The 17696-nt window shown below is 55.4% G+C and carries 9 protein-coding genes, 1 tRNA gene and 1 pseudogene; 3 read left to right on the top strand and 8 right to left on the bottom strand.

Going from position 1 to position 17696, the window contains the following annotated elements:
- The 8 genes from BN874_RS23195 to BN874_RS25975 form a co-directional block, all read right to left on the bottom strand.
- On the bottom strand, window positions 1–115 hold a 115-nt coding region (locus BN874_RS23195; RefSeq protein ID WP_154724696.1), incomplete at its 3' end, for a GTP-binding protein.
- 38 nt (window positions 116–153) lie between these two features.
- The gene (gene fusA / locus BN874_RS01335; protein WP_034430385.1) at window positions 154–2253 is read right to left on the bottom strand and encodes an elongation factor G; all 2100 of its coding nucleotides are present in this window, start codon (window positions 2251–2253) and stop codon (window positions 154–156) included.
- Window positions 2254–2270: 17 nt separating this feature from the next.
- Window positions 2271–2741: a 30S ribosomal protein S7 gene (gene rpsG, locus BN874_RS01330; protein WP_034430384.1), complete on the bottom strand. Its 471-nt coding sequence runs from the start codon at window positions 2739–2741 to the stop codon at window positions 2271–2273.
- 33 nt (window positions 2742–2774) lie between these two features.
- On the bottom strand, window positions 2775–3149 hold the full coding sequence (gene rpsL, locus BN874_RS01325; RefSeq protein WP_034430383.1) for a 30S ribosomal protein S12: 375 nt from the start codon (window positions 3147–3149) through the stop codon (window positions 2775–2777).
- A 246-nt stretch (window positions 3150–3395) separates the two neighbouring features.
- Entirely contained in the window at window positions 3396–5435 is a 2040-nt protein-coding gene (uvrB, locus tag BN874_RS01320) for an excinuclease ABC subunit UvrB (RefSeq protein ID WP_034430382.1), read from the bottom strand.
- A 59-nt stretch (window positions 5436–5494) separates the two neighbouring features.
- Window positions 5495–11683 (bottom strand): DEAD/DEAH box helicase, encoded by a 6189-nt coding sequence (locus BN874_RS01315; RefSeq protein ID WP_034430381.1) that lies wholly within the window; start codon window positions 11681–11683, stop codon window positions 5495–5497.
- Window position 11684: 1 nt separating this feature from the next.
- Window positions 11685–13652 (bottom strand): STY4851/ECs_5259 family protein, encoded by a 1968-nt coding sequence (locus tag BN874_RS25980; protein ID WP_034430380.1) that lies wholly within the window; start codon window positions 13650–13652, stop codon window positions 11685–11687.
- The gene (locus tag BN874_RS25975; protein ID WP_034430379.1) at window positions 13649–15073 is read right to left on the bottom strand and encodes an STY4851/ECs_5259 family protein; all 1425 of its coding nucleotides are present in this window, start codon (window positions 15071–15073) and stop codon (window positions 13649–13651) included. The genes BN874_RS25980 and BN874_RS25975 overlap by 4 nt, the downstream gene beginning before the upstream one ends.
- Before the next feature lie 482 nt (window positions 15074–15555).
- On the opposite strand from BN874_RS25975, the gene BN874_RS01300 reads away from it, so the two are divergent.
- The 3 genes and pseudogenes from BN874_RS01300 to BN874_RS01290 form a co-directional block, all read left to right on the top strand.
- Window positions 15556–16740 carry a pyridoxal phosphate-dependent aminotransferase gene (locus BN874_RS01300; protein WP_034430378.1) on the top strand — a complete coding sequence of 395 codons (1185 nt, stop codon included), beginning with the start codon at window positions 15556–15558 and terminating at the stop codon, window positions 16738–16740.
- Window positions 16741–16791: 51 nt separating this feature from the next.
- Window positions 16792–16867: transfer RNA gene (locus tag BN874_RS01295), tRNA-Asn, on the top strand.
- Between the two features lie 277 nt (window positions 16868–17144).
- Window positions 17145–17696 (top strand): annotated as a pseudogene (locus BN874_RS01290) (transposase family protein); the annotation flags it as partial.

Here is a 17696-nt window from a genome sequence, read left to right as displayed (position 1 = left end):
TTTGCGCCATCACTTTGGTGATCGCCGCCGTCAGCGTGGTCTTGCCGTGATCCACATGACCAATCGTTCCCACATTGACATGTGGCTTGTTACGCTCAAACTTTTCTTTGGACACCGTCTTGCTCCATCAACTCGTAAATTCAGCAGCCTGATTCAGGATGCTTTCTTGATAACCATCTCCGCGATATTGGCGGGAGCTTCGTTGTACTTGGCAAACTCCATGGAATAGGTCGCACGACCTTGGGTCGCCGAACGCAAATCGGTGGCGTAACCGAACATCTCGGCCAGCGGCACTTCAGCGCGGATGACCTTGCCTGACGGCGAATCGTCCATGCCTTGCAGGATGCCACGACGGCGGTTGATATCGCCCATCACGTCGCCCATGTAATCCTCTGGGGTGACCACCTCAACCTTCATGATTGGCTCCAGCAACACTGCGCCTGCCTTGAGCGCACCTTCTTTGAAGCCCATCGAACCGGCGATCTTGAAGGCCATTTCGTTGGAGTCCACTTCATGGTAAGAGCCATCGAAAATGGTGACCTTGACATCGACCACGGGATAGCCGGCTAGCACACCCTTCTCCATCTGCTCCTGCACACCCTTGTCTACCGCTGGCACATACTCTCTTGGCACCACACCACCTACGATACCGTTGACAAATTCGTAGCCAGCGCCGGGTTCGCGTGGTTCCAACCGCAGCCAAACATGGCCGTACTGACCGCGTCCGCCAGACTGGCGCACGAACTTGCCTTCCTGCTCAACCTGCTTACGGATAGTCTCGCGGTAGGCGACTCGTGGTTTGCCCACATTGGCATCCACCTTGAACTCACGCTTCATGCGGTCAACGATAATTTCCAGATGCAACTCGCCCATGCCAGAGATAATAGTCTGGCCCGATTCAGGATCGGTATGCACCCGAAATGAGGGGTCTTCTTGCGCCAACTTGCTTAACGCAATGCCCATCTTCTCCTGATCGGCTTTAGTTTTAGGCTCAACCGCCACCGCGATCACCGGATCGGGAAACTCCATCCGCTCCAAAGTGATGATGTGATCGGAATTGCAGAGTGTGTCACCCGTGGTCACGTCTTTCAGCCCGACACAGGCCGCAATATCGCCAGCGCGGATTTCCCGGATTTCCTCACGGCTGTTGGCATGCATCTGTACTACACGGCCGATGCGTTCGCGCCGACTTCTGATCGGGTTATAGACCGAGTCGCCGGAATTGACTACGCCAGAGTAGCAACGAATAAAGGTCAGGGTGCCGACAAAGGGATCGGTAGCGATCTTGAACGCCAGCGCCGAGAACGGTTCGCTGTCATCAGCCCGCCGTTCACCTTCGCTTCCGGCGGCATCATCCAATATGCCCTTGACTGGCGGCTTGTCCATCGGCGAGGGTAGATACTGAATCGCTGCGTCGAGCATAGCCTGGACGCCCTTATTCTTGAAGGCAGAGCCACACAGCGTGGGAACAATCTCACCCTTGAGAGTGCGTGCGCGCAGGCCAGCCGTGATTTCCTCTTCATTCAATGGCTGACCTTCGAGATACTTCTCCATCAATTCATCGGAGGATTCAGCGGCGGCCTCGACCAACTTCTCGCGCCAAGCCTCGCAGTCAGTCTGCAATCCAGTGGGGATTTCGGCATACTCGAACTTCATGCCGAGACTATCGTCATCCCATAAAATGGCTTTCATCCGAACCAGATCGACAATGCCTTTGAATTTGTCTTCGGCTCCAATAGGCAACTGGATGGGAACTGGACGAGCACCCAGTCGATCCTGAATTTGTCCAACTACCCGTAAAAAATCGGCGCCGGCGCGATCCATCTTGTTGATGAAGGCCAATCGTGGCACACCGTACTTATTAGCCTGTCGCCAGACCGTTTCAGACTGTGGCTCGACCCCACCCACTGCACAGAACACTGCACAGGCACCATCCAGCACCCGCAGCGAGCGCTCGACTTCAATGGTGAAATCGACATGGCCGGGAGTATCAATGATGTTGATGCGATGCTCGTCAAGCTGACCGGCCATGCCGCTCCAAAAGCAGGTAGTCGCAGCAGAGGTAATGGTAATGCCGCGTTCCTGCTCCTGCACCATCCAGTCCATGGTGGCGGCGCCGTCGTGTACCTCACCCAGCTTGTGAGAGACACCCGTGTAGAACAGGATGCGCTCGGTCACGGTGGTCTTGCCGGCATCAATGTGAGCCATGATGCCGAGGTTACGATAGCGCTCGATAGGGGTTTTACGCGCCACAACTCAATCCTCGAAACTTACCAGCGATAATGGGCGAAGGCTTTATTAGCCTCTGCCATACGATGTACATCTTCACGCTTTTTAACTGCGCTGCCCCGGCTGTCAGCGGCGTCCAGCAACTCACCCGCCAACCGGCGGGCCATGGATTTCTCACCCCGCTTGCGGGAGGCGTCAATAATCCAGCGCATCGCCAAGGCCGTCCGGCGCACTGAGCGCACTTCCACCGGCACTTGATAAGTCGCACCACCCACCCGGCGGGATTTCACCTCAACCACCGGACGGACATTATCCAGAGCCTGTTCCAGCAAGCCCATGGGATTGTCCTTACCCTTCTCAGCCATGGCATCAAGCGCACCGTAGACAATCTTCTCGGCTACAGATTTTTTGCCGCGCTCCATCATCATGTTGACGAACTTTGCCAACATCTCGCTCCCATGCTTGGGATCGGGAAGGATAACGCGCTTGGGGACTTCTCTTCTTCTCGGCATAACCGCCTCAATCTCTATCGGCTGACGCGAAACTCAGGATTTGGGCCGCTTGGCGCCGTATTTGGAGCGCGACTGACGCCGCTTGGTGACACCGGAGGTGTCCAGACTGCCACGCACAATGTGATAACGCACACCGGGCAAGTCCTTTACACGACCACCACGAATCAGCACTACCGAGTGTTCCTGCAAGTTATGGCCTTCACCACCGATGTAACTGGTCACTTCCTGGTGGTTGGTCAAGCGCACACGCGCCACCTTGCGGAGCGCGGAATTAGGCTTCTTCGGTGTTGTGGTATAGACACGGGTACAGACACCGCGCTTCTGCGGGCAACTTTCGAGCGCCGGCACGTTGCTTTTGGCTTTCTTGCTGACACGCGGCTTGCGCACCAACTGGTTGATTGTGGCCATCGCCCCCTACTCCAAATCAAGGCTTTCAACACGGTAAATATGGCAGTAACCCCTCGCTGATTAAGCGCACGGGTTTGCAAAGAGGCGGAACTATAGGCAGGCAAGTCACTTATGTCAAGATCGGTCATTTTCATACCTTAAGCAACATACTAATGGTGAGGCTTGACCGCAAGCCGATTGCGACGACGGGTTCCCAGCAGGTTGAGGCCGAGAAGCACCAGCGTCCAGCTCACGTTGCCTACCGTGCTAGCGAAGAGCCGCCTTCGTCTCCGGCATTCCCAACCCAAACTGCCGAATCCGCTGAATTTCATCGCGCAGTTTCGCCGCTTCCTCAAATTCCAGATCGCGGGCGTGACGGTACATCGCCTGTTCCAGTTGCTTGACCTTTTTCATCAGCAATGCCGGTGATTCGTGGGCATAAGCGGCTGTTTCCTCGGCGATCTGGGCATATTGCGCTACTGGCGTCGGCGCGCCCGGATACGCGCCTTCCATAATGTCGGCTACTGCTTTCTGAATACCGCGTGGAGTGATCCCGTGCGCCTCGTTGTAGCTTCGCTGTTTGGCGCGCCGCCGATCCGTTTCGTCCAGCGCCCGCCGCATGGAACCGGTAATTCGGTCGGCGTACAAAATCGCCTTGCCGCGCAGATTCCGGGCGGCGCGACCAATGGTCTGAATCAGCGAACGGTCAGAGCGCAGGAAACCCTCTTTGTCGGCGTCGAGAATCGCGACCAGGGACACTTCGGGTAAATCCAGCCCTTCCCGCAACAAGTTGATGCCCACCAGTACATCAAACTGGCCCAGTCGCAGATCACGGATAATTTCAACCCGCTCCACCGTATCTACATCAGAGTGCAGGTAACGCACCCGCACCCCATTCCCGGCTAGATATTCAGTCAAGTCTTCGGCCATGCGCTTGGTCAGCGTCGTGACCAGCACCCGCTCCTGGGCCTGCACCCGCTCGCGGATTTCGCCTAGTAAATCATCCACTTGTTGCAGGGCGGGCCGCACCTCCACGGCGGGATCAATCAATCCGGTGGGCCTGACGACCTGCTCTACGACCGCATCGCTGGAATTCGCTAATTCAAAGGGGCCGGGCGTGGCGGAAATGAACACGGTTTGACCGCTGAGCCGCTCGAACTCGTCAAAGCGCAACGGTCGGTTGTCCAGCGCCGACGGCAGGCGGAATCCGTACTCGACCAGGGTTTCCTTGCGCGAACGGTCACCCTTGTACATCGCGCCCAGTTGCGGAACGGTGACGTGGCTTTCGTCAATGAAAATCAGCGTATCCGGCGGCAGATAATCAAATAAAGTCGGCGGCGCTTCGCCCGCTTCGCGGCCCGACAAATAGCGCGAATAGTTTTCAATGCCGCTGCAATAACCCAGTTCCAGCATCATTTCCAAATCGAAGCGCACCCGCTGTTCCAATCGCTGCGCTTCCAGCAATTTATTCGCAGTTTGCAGTTCGCTCAATCGCTCCCGCAACTCGTCTTTAATCCGCTCCACCGCTTGCAATAATTGTTCGCGGGGAGTGACGTAATGACTTTTTGGATAAACAGTATAGCGCGGCACTTTGCGGGAAATTTTGCCGGTGAGTGGATCGAACAGGCTGAGTGATTCAATCACATCGTCAAACAGTTCAACTCGCAACGCTTCCTGATCGGATTCAGCGGGATGAATGTCAATGATTTCGCCGCGCACCCGAAACGTGCCCCGCGCCAGTTCCAGATCATTGCGGGTGTATTGCAAATCAGCCAACCGCCGCAGAATCGCCCGCTGATCCACTTTTTCGCCGCGCACCAGATGCAGGATCATTTTCATATACCAGTTTGGATCGCCCAGCCCGTAAATCGCCGACACCGTGGCGACAATAATGGTATCTGGTCTTTCCAGAATAGCCTTGGTCGCCGACAGCCGCATTTGCTCAATATGTTCGTTAATGGAAGCGTCCTTCTCGATATAAGTGTCGGAGGACGGAACATAGGCTTCCGGCTGGTAATAATCGTAATAGGATACGAAGTATTCCACCGCGTTTTCCGGGAAAAACGCTTTCATCTCGCCGTACAGTTGCGCCGCCAGCGTTTTATTCGGCGCCAGGACTAAAGCAGGACGCTGGATATTGGCGATCAGGTTGGCGACGGTGAAGGTTTTACCGCTGCCGGTCACGCCGAGCAGGGTTTGGTGCGCCAGGCCGTTATTCAGCCCGGCGATTAGAGCGTGAATCGCTTCGGGCTGATCGCCAGCAGGCCGGAAATCAGCGCGTAAAGTAAAAGGCTTGTTAGATTGCATGGGATTTAGCCGAGGTAGAAATTGCAGTACTGTCAGACCATCTAGGGGATGCGCTGGTTTCAGTTCCGATTACAATGCCAATAGGTCGGATAATTCGCATTCAACGGTTCAAGCAGAAAGCAGCTTTTCCGCAATTTTTCGACTTGCCGCGCTACATCGTTATCAAAGGGAAATTCGGGACGCACTCCGGGCGCGATTCCCCAATAGCCAAAACCCTGATCCAGCCGGATGGTCCAGCGATGGTCATTACTCCAAGTCAAGGTTAATTCGCGGGCATGAGGCCGTTTGTGTAACGGCGCTTCACGCCATGCGAAGGTCGGCCAAGTTTCGGCAAACCACGTTTCAACTACTTGTCGGCGATCTTCACCATCGCGCCAGTCATGGAATAACCAGCGCGATGGTTTTGTGTCCGTCCGATCCAGGTTGGTGGTTTCGATTTGAATGTCGGTGGTCTGTTGCAAGCCGCCGGAATAACAGGCCAGACCATTCAACAACTCGTAAAGCAGCACAATCGCCAGCGGCGAGCGCAGATAACGGTCAGTGTAATGCACCGCTTGCAAAGGCGCATTCTCGTTCAGGTACTCGGCTAAAGCGGGAACCCGCTGTTCCAGAAGGGTCCAGGCACGGCCACCGAAATCAGCCGATGGGCCGTCCAGTTCGCGGGTTATGGTCAGTGCGATCACTCCCGGCACTGGTTGACGAATTTCCGCCGAATCAAGGTGTCGCCATGTCTCAGGCAATGGTGATAACGGTTGATTATCAATCACTCGCACCAATGGCCCGCCGCTTTCGCCGCCGTCCCAATGCGGACGGGGAATCAGCGCGTCGGCATGGCTGGCTGCCCAGCGTATCTGTTGATTCGCACTACCCAATTCCACCATGAGCGGCAAATCCCCGACCTGGATTAAATCGAGAGATCGATACAGTTCTGCACCGGTATAGGCAATTAACGCTGCCAGTTCATCACGCTGGCTGCTATTCAATTTGCTGAGTGTTGTTGCTGGAGTAATCAATTGGATGATCGCGTCGGTTTGCCGCCAACGAGTTAAATCATCGCGCAACCGCCAAGCCAGTGGTTCCCAATCCCGCGCTTTGCCACCGAGATAAATCCGCAATTCCTGGACCGTCTGCTGTTGCCATTCCCGATTTAAGGCCAGCGGTAGCGGTTCCATTTCCAATTGACTGTGTGGCCCAAACACCCGTAATTCTTCCGGCAAGTCCAGCGCGGTCAAAAATGGCTCCGAGAGTAATGCGATAGCAGTATGGCGGTTCAAATCATCCAAATGATGTTGAGTATCATGGGTCAACAGGCAACTCTGACAGGCCATATCACAATCACGCGGACACTCTAAAATCTGACGCGCCTGGCGTAACAATGCCGATAGGTGAGCAACAATCTGAGTGGAGTAACCCGCGCCACCCATCGCAGTGTCGTAGAGATAAATTGAAGAAATTTTCTGCTTTTTATCAACAGATCGACTGGATGCCGCTAATGCACCGACTTCCGCTTCCTCGATTCCCAAATGCAGGCACAAAGCGCGGCGTAATGCTACAGCTACGGTGTAGGCCGCGATCTGTTCAACAGGCTTTCCATCAAGATCGTGCAGTTGCAATTCAAACACTTCGGTATGAGTGGCAATGCCTAATCGCACTCCACGCAAAATTGCCCAACTGGATTCTTCATTGCCGGGACAGATTTTTTCCCGGTCATTCAAGCGTCCGCCACGCAGTCGTTTGTGATTCTTGAATATGGTCGGTAGTACGCCTTCTTGCTCATTCTCCGAATCTGCCAGTCCGCAGCGCAGACACAACGCATAGCCTTGGTTATTCAGGCCGGCGCTATGGTGAAAGAGAGAACCTTGCATTGTCATTCGGTAACGGCCCAGCGCGGGATTCGGCAATGGCATCCAATCCGCATCTTCCAGCGCAATTAGCGGATCACGCACAGGAATATATTGAGGAACAGTGATGTTATTATGCGGCTTGTCGCGGATGTCCACGGCAAAGCCTGCTGGTTGAATATAGCGGTAACGGGTCAGTTTATTGCCGTCGCGTTCACCACAATGCGGGCAGCGTTCCGGCATCGTCAGCCGCGTGCCATTGCTACCGCAGCTTTTGCAGCGCCAGACCCAGCGCAGGTTTTGAATTTCCGGCGCGGCTTCTAATTCAGCGGGGAGTTGCCAATTCAGGGTCACTCCGCCGCTGCGATAAACCCGTCCGCCTAATACCGTATCGGTGCCGGGCGCATAGTCGCGGATGGCGATGGCGAGATTACGACTGGGATAACCTGCCCGCCGCGAGCGGTTGTCTTCACGCTCATTGCTACTCAGTTTCAGGCTTTCCAGCGTAGTCGTGACCAACTGCACCACATCGCTGGGAAAGCCATAGCCGGGCAGAAAACCCAGATTTGCCAATTCGCCCAGCAGGTATTCGCCGCGCAGGCGCTTCAACTGAATTTCAACCGCTTGTTGCGCTTTACGGTCATCTTCGTTGCTCTGAACCATCTTTTTCTGATCCAGCAAAGCGTTTAACTCGCGCAGCCAGCGTTCAGTGGCCCGGCGCATCATTTCAGCGGTGCGTCCCAGTAAATAGGCGCTGGATTGACCGGCTAATACGGTGCGATGAGTCAGCGCGGTTAACCCATCGCTCAAACTTGCCGTAGATTCCACTTCCTCGCACCAAGCGATGAATCGGTAACAAGGCGCTGAGGTTTGCTCGTCGGCAGTTTCAAAAAACCAGCCGGTGTGCAACCGACGAATATCAGGTGCCCGGTCGCGCAGAAAAGCGGCCAGCGATAAGGCGTTCAAATGCCGTTGGATAATCGGTTCGCTGTGCAGAGCCACTCGCGGCAAACCCAATCGGCTGATAAATGGCCATAGCGGATTTTGGAACACCGCCTCGCCTTGGGGCGTGGCCTTGCACAAGGTAAAGCTCAGGGCGGCGGTTTCGCCTCGGCGTCCGGCACGCCCCGCCCGTTGCAGAAAATTAGCGGGATGCGGCGGGACGTTATTCATGGCGACGGCGGTTAATCCGCCGATGTCCACGCCCATTTCCATCGTGGTCGAGCAACTCAATAGGTTGATTTGTCCCGCTTTGAATGCTGTTTCGCAGCGAGTGAGTTCCGGGCCGGAAATTTGCGCCGAATGTTCTACCGCTCGGAAATAGCGGCGATGACGGGCCAGGCGGTCGCTGAGATCGGGCCACGCGCCTAGCGCCCGCAAGGTTTGCACCTGAGGATCGGATTCCAGCCAAGCGTCGGCCTCTTCAGGGTCGCGGCCAAACCAGAAGGGATAAGGCACACGGGGCATGACGACCCGCTGACACTGAATCAGGGCAGCAGGCGCGGGCAGTACGGGCAAATAAGGCGTGATCTCGCGGAAGGTCACCGGCAACAGGCGGCGCGTCATTAGACAAAACCAGGCTTCACGTACTTCGGTGAATACCGCCTGCTTTTCCAGTTCCAATTGAAAACCGCTTTCGGTTTGGGAGAGCAGCGGGCGAATGCCATCCCAAATAGCGATGAGCATTTCATCAATCTGACTACCCTGTTCTTTAATCTCAATATCCAGATGGAAAACATGACTGAGCAGACGAATGAGCCGGTTATCTTTGGCGCGGCGTGAATAGGTTGAAGGCCAAGAGCGTTGTGTTTTTCGGTCAGTGATAAATTTACCAGGTGGAATCAGAACACTCGGCCAGCCGGGATAACTAAGCCAGCGAGTTACATCAGGAGTGGCTTGAATCATTGGTTTACCACTTCGCATAAAGTAATCAATCGTCATTTGTAATAACGCCCGCCATTCTTCCGGTTTGATGCCGCGCTGCTGCATCACGGCTGGTGGTTCAGCCTTATCTAAACCCGGATAATGGAGTTGCACTAATCCCAAACCTTCCAATGAGAATTGGCGCTTTGGGCGCACAAAGAACTCCCGCAACAGGCAAAGTTTGACTAATTGACGTTCGGGTAAATCAAAGGTCAGTTCTTTGAGCGTCGGCAGTAGCCAGCGTTTGAAGTCGTCCGTGTTAAACAGCTTGTTTTCTGCTTCTTCCCAAGTCAGTCGGCCCAGTGGCTGTGCTTCGAGTTTCGCCAACTCCTGACGTTTCTGTCCCAGTATGCTCCGCAGACCCGGATTAGCGCGTACCAAAGGTTCCAGTGCCTTTATTTCTACCTGAATCTTTTGAACTTGATTAGGATCGGCAGGCTGGACGCTGGCAATCAGCGAGTGATAAAGCAGACTCCGCACATAATCGCGCTCGCTTTCCTGTTGCAACTTAACGGCAATGCGGGCAGTGCCTTGGCGGCTATCAGTGAAGGTGATTAAACGCCGTCCATCGAGAGGAAGCGCTTCCAGCTTATCCGCCAATGGTGGCATAGCTTCAAGCAGAGTTGGAATTGCAACACCCAATAAAAAAGGAGCGCCAACTCGAACCGGATTAAATAATTTACGCTCACCATTTTTCTCACGGCATACCGGACATTCCAAGCCGTTCTCGCCAGGGATGCGCAGTTGGATCAGAATTCCTTTTTGGCCGGATAAATCAAGGCTATGATCTTGTGCTAATCTCCAATTCCACACATTTGCTTGAGCGAATGAAGTTAATAGACGCGGCTGTTTGGTAGAGATTGTATTGGATTCTTTAGCCTCATTCTCCTCTTCATCATTCGCCAGCGGTTCCAATTCCTGTTGAAATTCATCTTCATCCTGATCGTATTCCTGTGGACGCAACCATTCTTGACCTTTCTCATGCACTTCGACGGCGGACAGATATTCGGCCTTACATTCCCCGCATTGCACCAGATCAAAAACCGGGTAATCGCAATGTGAGCAATGTTCCCGTCGCTCCAGAAATATTGCGCCAAACGGCCAATCAGCATGATCCAGTGCCGTATTCGCTCGCCCAGAACACGCACTATTGGCGCAAACCCACAATCCGCTGACGGTGCGTTGAAAGAAATGGCCGCGTAATGGCAGAAACGGTTCGTCTTGCGCATTGATAGCTGTGGTGCAGAGATCAAGCCATTGCAAGGCTTCCCGCCGCGCAGGAGCTTCATCGTTATCCAGCAGAATGCAGGCAAGCTGGCTTAATCGGCTGGCCTCCTTAACCAATTGTTCGCGCACTGCTCGCAACGGTTGATTGCTCGCCAAGGCGGTAAAGCGTTCAACGGGAGAAGCGGCGCGAAGCGTTGCCAAGTTGGGAAATGGTTGATTAAGTTTTTGCAGCGTCTCCGGCAAGGCTGGCGTCTGCCGCTGACCTTCGATGACCCGCACCCGATCCACGGATACGCCGGCCACATCGGCCAAAAATTCGGCTAGATGACGACGGGAGGCTTCAGTCGCATCGCCCAGCGTGGCTGACGTGGCGATGAAACGCACTTCGCCGGGATGACAGCCGAAGGTGTGCAATACCCGCCGCAGCAACAGCGTCAATTCCGCCGCCTGGGAGCCAATATAAGTGTGTGCTTCGTCAATCACGATCCAGCGTAACTGACCTTGCGATTGCTCAATGATGGGCCGGTCTTCATTGCGCACCAGCAGGTATTCCAGCATGGTCGCATTGGTAATCAGCAGGGGTGGTGGGTCTTTGCGCAAGGTTCGGCGGTCGGCCACTTCGCATAGCCAGTCGCTTTTGGCCTGTTCGGGAGTATCGCCGTTGTAAAGGCAAAAGTGGAGGCCACCCCTGAACGGTTCCGACCAAGCGACCAGTCGATCCTTCTGGCTCTTGATCAGCGCATTAAGCGGGTACAGAAACAGCGCTCGCACTCCAATCAGCGGCGCGTTCTGGCGCTGTTCAAGCTCGGTCGCTAGATCATTAAGAATTGGAATCAGAAAGCATTCCGTCTTGCCGGAACCGGTGCCGCTAGTCACCAGCACTGAACGCGGCGGCGATCCCTCAATCAAGGTTTGCCAGGCTTGCAACTGGTGGCGATAGGGACGCTGCCGCGCTGGAAAGCTGTAATCCTCACTCAAGCCTTTTTTCTGCGGTTCGCGCAGCGCCCGCACCAGATCAGGATGCAGCAGCTTGCCCTCCAGTCCGCCCAGCGTTCGTTCCGCCAGTTGCCAGCCGAAGCTGGCTTCAAACACCGGATCGGCCAGAAATGCGCCCGGCATTCCCGCATCCCGATCAAACAGATCGCGCAGATATTCGCGCAGCGCATCATTGCGAAAACCGCATAAACCTAAAACGGCGTGGGTGGCGCGTCGGCTCAACTGCTCAATGAGCGTACTGTAAAACTGGCTGCGTTCCATTTCAGATTTCCATCGCTAAGGTAGCTAATCCCAGAGTCAGGGCAATCGCATAGACACTATCGAACCATTCTGAATCAAAAGCGCGAAGTAAGCGTAATTCGTAGATCAACGATTCAGGAGGATCAATGCCGTTCAGGCTGATACGAGCGGCGACAAATGGGGCGTAACGCACTGGACGATAAAACTGATCCAAATGTTGATAGCGGTATTTTTCAGCGATCAGTGACAACCGGTTTATCACTTGATTACCCTCCGGCCATTGTTCCTCTGCATCATGTCGCTCCATCAATTCCTGTTCGGCAGATTCGATCTGTTGCTCAATGAAAATGGGATGACGCCGCGCCATCTTTAATTCGCTGCTTCCATTTAATGGCCGGTTGGGAAATAGTCGCTCTTGAAGCCAATCGCATAAGGATCGCCAATAATCGCGACGGGTGCTGCTGGCGCGTTCGCGGAATCCCTGAAACAGACTAAAAACGATTTCCCCGCTAGTGTCCACTTCGGCCAATGTTATTTGCAGTCCGCCAAAATAAGCGACTGCCGCATTGTGCCAATCGGCGACTGATACCAGCATCCACAAAAACGGCATTTGTTTGGACAGTGCCCATACCGATTCAAAAGTTTCTTCATCCACATTGAATAAGGTCAGCGCCAAGATGCGCGGATGCTGGATGAGTAGACGCAATACATCCAACGCGCTCGGCGGAAATTCCCGCGCCAGTCGCACATAATCGAACAACAATGTCCAGTCGGTGTGATCCGGGTCTTGTCCCAACTCAGTCAGCAGCCTATTTAATTGTTGATCGCGCTGTTCACGGTTAGCTTCCCAAATAGCGGTGACTAATCGGGAATCAACCGATTCGACCGCGTTCTCGCTGACGGCTACAGTCCAAAGCAGTGGCCGAAATCGCGCCCAGTCGCCGTCTCTTCCCACAATCCACCACGGGCCGGGTTCCAAATCTGGCGGAATCGCCCAATTGCCGGTTTCATCCGGGCCAGCCAGAGTAACCGGTGTTGTTCCTGGCTCCCACAGCCGGATCATTTCCAAGCGAATTCGCGTTTCCCAATCCCGCCCCAGCCGCTTCAATGAGTCCGCCGCAATCCGCACAATTCCGGCTTCTCGATCCGGTTCAATCAGTGCATCGAAACGGGCCACTCGTATTTGGGTGAGCCGTTCACCTTGTGTGGTTTTAATCAATAATTGCACCTGTGCTTCCAGATGGCCGCTGCTGGCTAACAGCGAGGCAATCCGTTCTTGCCAATTGAATAATGAGATTTCGAGCTGACTTTGCGCGAGAGGCGGCAGACGGTCGCGAAAACCTTGGCGGGAAACCGGAACATCCGCATTTGAATCGGCGATCAACGTACTTTCCAGCCAAAAGCGGCAGCCGCCCGCCGGGTCTTGAATAAACAGTTGCAGTCCGCCCAGCCGATCCAGCGGAATCCAATCATCATTGAGCAAAGGCCGCCCGGCCAACTGGAAGAACGCGCCGCGCTGCGGATACGGCAGGGTCAGCGGGATCGGTTGCGATCCCGGCCAATGCAGCAAAAGCGTCAGGAGCGGCGCAATGCCTGATACAGACAGGCAAACGATCCGCGCCTGATCGGAAGTGGAGCTCATAGTGACGCTGGCCGGGCAGTCCACGCCGGGTTGCACCGTGGCTCCGGCCAATTCGCTGAGACGCACCACGCCCGCCTGATTTCCGGTTCCAATATCGGCTTCAATGCGAAAAGTCGAGGGCGCTACATCCACCTGCCGCCGCCAGCGTTCAACGCCATTGGCAGCGATCAGTCGTAGCCAAATCCGCCCGTGCGCCCCTTCGTAGATTTCGCGCCAAGGTGCGGCATCACCCAGAAAACGCCATTGCAACCGTCCGGCTGTGGGCAACCGTCGGCCCTCCGGGTCAAGCGCCTGAATGCGCGGCATCCCACGATACAGCAGTCGTTGTTGCAGGTTTTGCGGGATCATGTCCCCCCGCAAACCATGAAACTTTCCTCGGATTCGGTTTCGGCGTCGCAGGTCATCCGGTAGCGATCCTGTTGCGGTGTGAGCCAATCCACTTCGCCGCTGATCCGGTAAACCGTGCGACAGAGTTCGGCGATATGGCTCAGCCGTTCACAACCGTCATTGGCCGGTTGTGGCGAACAGTCAGAGCTTGCCAACACCCAAGCGTTTTTTGAGCGGATGCGGGCCGAGCCTTCGGTGAACCATTCCCGATGTCCTGCTGCGCCGCGTTCTACAAACACCCACGGTAAATCTCCCCACGCTTCGCCGTCGCGGACGGTGAGCGGGTAGTCCTGCTGGCCGTCGTGCAGGCTCACCCGATGAAATTGCCCAACCGCCGTGCCGGTGAGCGTCAATCCGCCGGGTCGCAGCCATTCCCGCCGGTAGTGAGCGGATGACCCTTGACCCTGAATCAAAGTCAACCAGGCCACGACTTCCGCGCCGCCGGGCGTATGCAGCAGCAAGCGCCAGCGCGGCTGATCCGGCTTTGGCGCACCAATCCATTCACTGATCTGGACGCTGTTCAGGCGTTCCGGCACTTCCAGCCGTTTTTCCACCCGCCAACCGACAGCGGTTTCGCGTAATTGTCCGCGCCAGCGCAACCGGGCAGCCGCTTCCTGCGCCAGTTCGCCCACCCGGCGCACCAAGCCGGTCAACAGAGTTTCGGCAACCTGATCCTCCAGCCGCAACGGTAAATCCCGCCGCCAATGCTTGAATTTTGCATCCAGCGCCGCGATGGGATTAGCCGCTTCGCCGATATGCGGTTGCAGTTCGCCGATTTTGGCAATGAGCGTAGCGGCCAGATGAAACACCGGATCGTGGCGCAAACTGCGCGGCAACCGCTCAAGCTGCTGCCGGGCCACGGTTTCGGCGATCTCCACGCCGCCCTGACCGTTGCGGCAGTAATGGTCGAGAACGGCGCGAAAAAATTGCGTCAGATAGGCGTTTTCGCGCTGCAACAGCCGCAACGGTAGCCCGCCTTCACAGGCAATTGTCACCAAAAAAAGACGGTTGCCGCCTGCATTGCGTAATACCGGAGGACGCCGCCACCACTTCAGACCCTCTTCCACCCAGTCGGCCATGCACGATTGCGGCGGGGTTTCCAGACCCAGCGGTTTGAACACAGTGTCCCAAGTCCAAGGCCCTTCGGCGTGTTCGCGGCTGAAGGTTTCAGCGGCGTACAGGCAGAAAATCGGCGCAAAGCGCAGCGCCAGCTTGCCCCGCGAATCCAGAAGAATGATTTGGTGAAAATGGATTTTCAAATCTGCATAAGTTACGTCACGCATCTTGTACGCATACAGCGGACGACCATCAGCTAGGGTCTGGCGGGTGTGGGCGAATAGAAATTTCTGAAGCCAATTTTTGGGATTCGATGGTAAAGCCATGCGCTGATTCTCGATAGGAGTGCGGTTGAACGTGCCCTGTGATCGAAAAGCAAATGGCAAACTACGGGCCAACCTATTGAAATGCACTGGCATTTCTCATTTTGGCGGGTGATTGAATTAAAAAGCCTTATTATTTAAATAGATATGGCAATAGAAATTCAGGGTGCATTGCTCAAGCCGGCATATGAAAATGGCATCAAGCGAGGTCGGCGTTTCATTTTGAAACGCGGGGGGACTTCAGCGTGTTCATTTTTGAAAGGCGATTCAGTTTTCCCAGCCGGTAGCCGGTAGCCCATAGGATGGGCTGACCGCAAGGAAGCGCATCTTTCACCATTCAAACGATGCGCTTCGTACCTCAGCGCATCCTACAAACTTCGCAAAGTAAAAGGCTGGTCAATCTGCATGGTTTTTGGTCGGGGCGAAATTTTCCAGTATCATCCGACAGTCCGCTTAACCTCTGTGTTCAACCCTTGGAGTCCGCCGTGAACACCCCGCTTTCCGAACGAGTGCAACGCATCAAACCTTCTCCCACCTTGGCCGTGACCGCCAAGGCCAATGAACTCAAAGCTGCGGGCAAGGATGTGGTCGGCCTGGGGGCCGGCGAGCCGGATTTCGATACGCCCGATTTCATCAAAGAAGCAGCGATCAAGGCCATTCACGCCGGCTTCACCAAATACACCCCGGTGGACGGCACCGCCGGTCTGAAAAAAGCGATCATCGCCAAATTCCAGCGCGATAACGGCCTGAGCTACGAGCCGAAGCAGATTCTGGTGTCCTGCGGCGGCAAGCAAAGTTTCTACAACTTGGCCCAAGCGCTGCTGAACAGTGGTGACGAGGTGATCATTCCAGCCCCGTATTGGGTGTCGTATCCCGACATGGTGCTGCTGGCCGACGGAACGCCGGTGATCGTCAATGCTGGCATCGAGCAACAATTCAAAATCACCCCGGCGCAACTGGAAGCGGCGATTACCCCACACACCAAGCTGATGGTGATCAACAGCCCGTCCAATCCCACCGGCGTGGCTTACAGCGGCGCTGAACTGGCCGCGCTGGGCGAAGTGCTGCGCCGCCACCCGCAGGTCTACATCGCCACCGATGACATGTACGAACATATCCTGTGGGCTGAAGAGAAGTTTCACACCATTCTTAACCTGTGCCCGGATTTGTACGACCGGACGATTGTGCTGAATGGCGTATCGAAAGCGTATTCGATGACCGGCTGGCGCATTGGTTATTGCGGCGGGCCGAAGGATTTGATCAACGCCATGACCAATATCCAGTCGCAGAGCACCTCCAATCCGACTTCGATTTCGCAGGTGGCAGCGGAAGCGGCGCTAAACGGCGATCAATCCTGCATCGAGATGATGACCAGGGCATTCAAGCTGCGCCATGACCATGTTTACGACGCGCTCAAGGCGATGGCTGGCGTGGACGTTGCGCCTGCTGATGGGACGTTCTACATATTCCCCAGTTTTCAGCAAGTGATCGAACGATTGGGTCTGGCGAACGATATTGCTTTCGCTGAGTTATTGTTGAATGAGGGTGGCGTGGCGCTGGTGCCGGGGTCAGCGTTCGGCGCGGAAGGCTGTGTGCGGGTTTCCTTCGCCACTAGCATGAGCAATCTGGTCAAAGCGCTGGATCGGATCAGTCGGGTGATTGCGCCCTAGTCGGGGATTGACAGAGCAACCGGGGATACATAAAATTCTCGATCTCACAATTCCCTGGTAGCTCAGTCGGTAGAGCAGGTGACTGTTAATCACCGGGTCGGCGGTTCGAGTCCGTCCCAGGGAGCCAGATAAAACAAAGCCTTGTCGTCATTTTCCGACAAGGCTTTTTTGTGGTCTGTGTAATGCCTGTGTAACCCGCTCCCGCAACCGATCCATAGAGGCTTGAATATGATCCCTGTTCTGGTGGCTGTACCGCGCCACCATCGCCAGCGTCTTATACCATTTCTCTATAGATACGCGATGTTCGACTTTTTCGATGATCGATGAAGGTAGGCCGACGCGGCATGGCGGCGTGAGATACGCTGAGAGGAACCCACCACCACAACGTTCGCGGGGACGTCGCCATGCCGCTTGAAAACTTTATCATCACGGGGTTTTGCTGGATAGAAGCCCACTGGGGTCTGGTGATCGGGGATCAGGGCTTGCGCCAACGGGGTTTTGCCCCGAAGTTGACCGACAGTGAAGTGCTGACGATGGAAGTCGTGGGTGAATTCTTGGGCCTGGATACGGATCGGCACATTTGGCAGTACTTTTGTCAGCATTGGCAACCCTGGTTTCCCCATCGGGGATCGCGCACCCCGTTCGCCCAGCAGGCCGCGAACCTCTGGGCCATCAAACAACACCTTCATCAGCAGTGGGTCATCGAGTTGGGGGCGGCAGTGGATCCCATTTATCTCGTCGATGGGTGCCCCCTGCCCCTGTGTGTCCTGACCCGCGCCTCGCGCTGCCGGCTCTTTGCCGAGGAGGCGGGCTTACGGGTACTGCGCCGCTAAAAAGCAGCCTTATTATGGACTTCACGGCCATCTGATGATCACGGTCGACGGCGTGATCACCGCCTGCACGGTGACCACCGCCGCTGGCGATGAACGTGAAGCCCTCTGGGAGTTCACTGAGGG

The sequence above is a fragment of the Candidatus Contendobacter odensis Run_B_J11 genome (assembly GCF_000531125.1).
Classification (GTDB): Bacteria; Pseudomonadota; Gammaproteobacteria; order Competibacterales; family Competibacteraceae; genus Contendibacter; species Contendibacter odensensis.
This window is presented reverse-complemented; position numbering and strand designations above follow the sequence as displayed.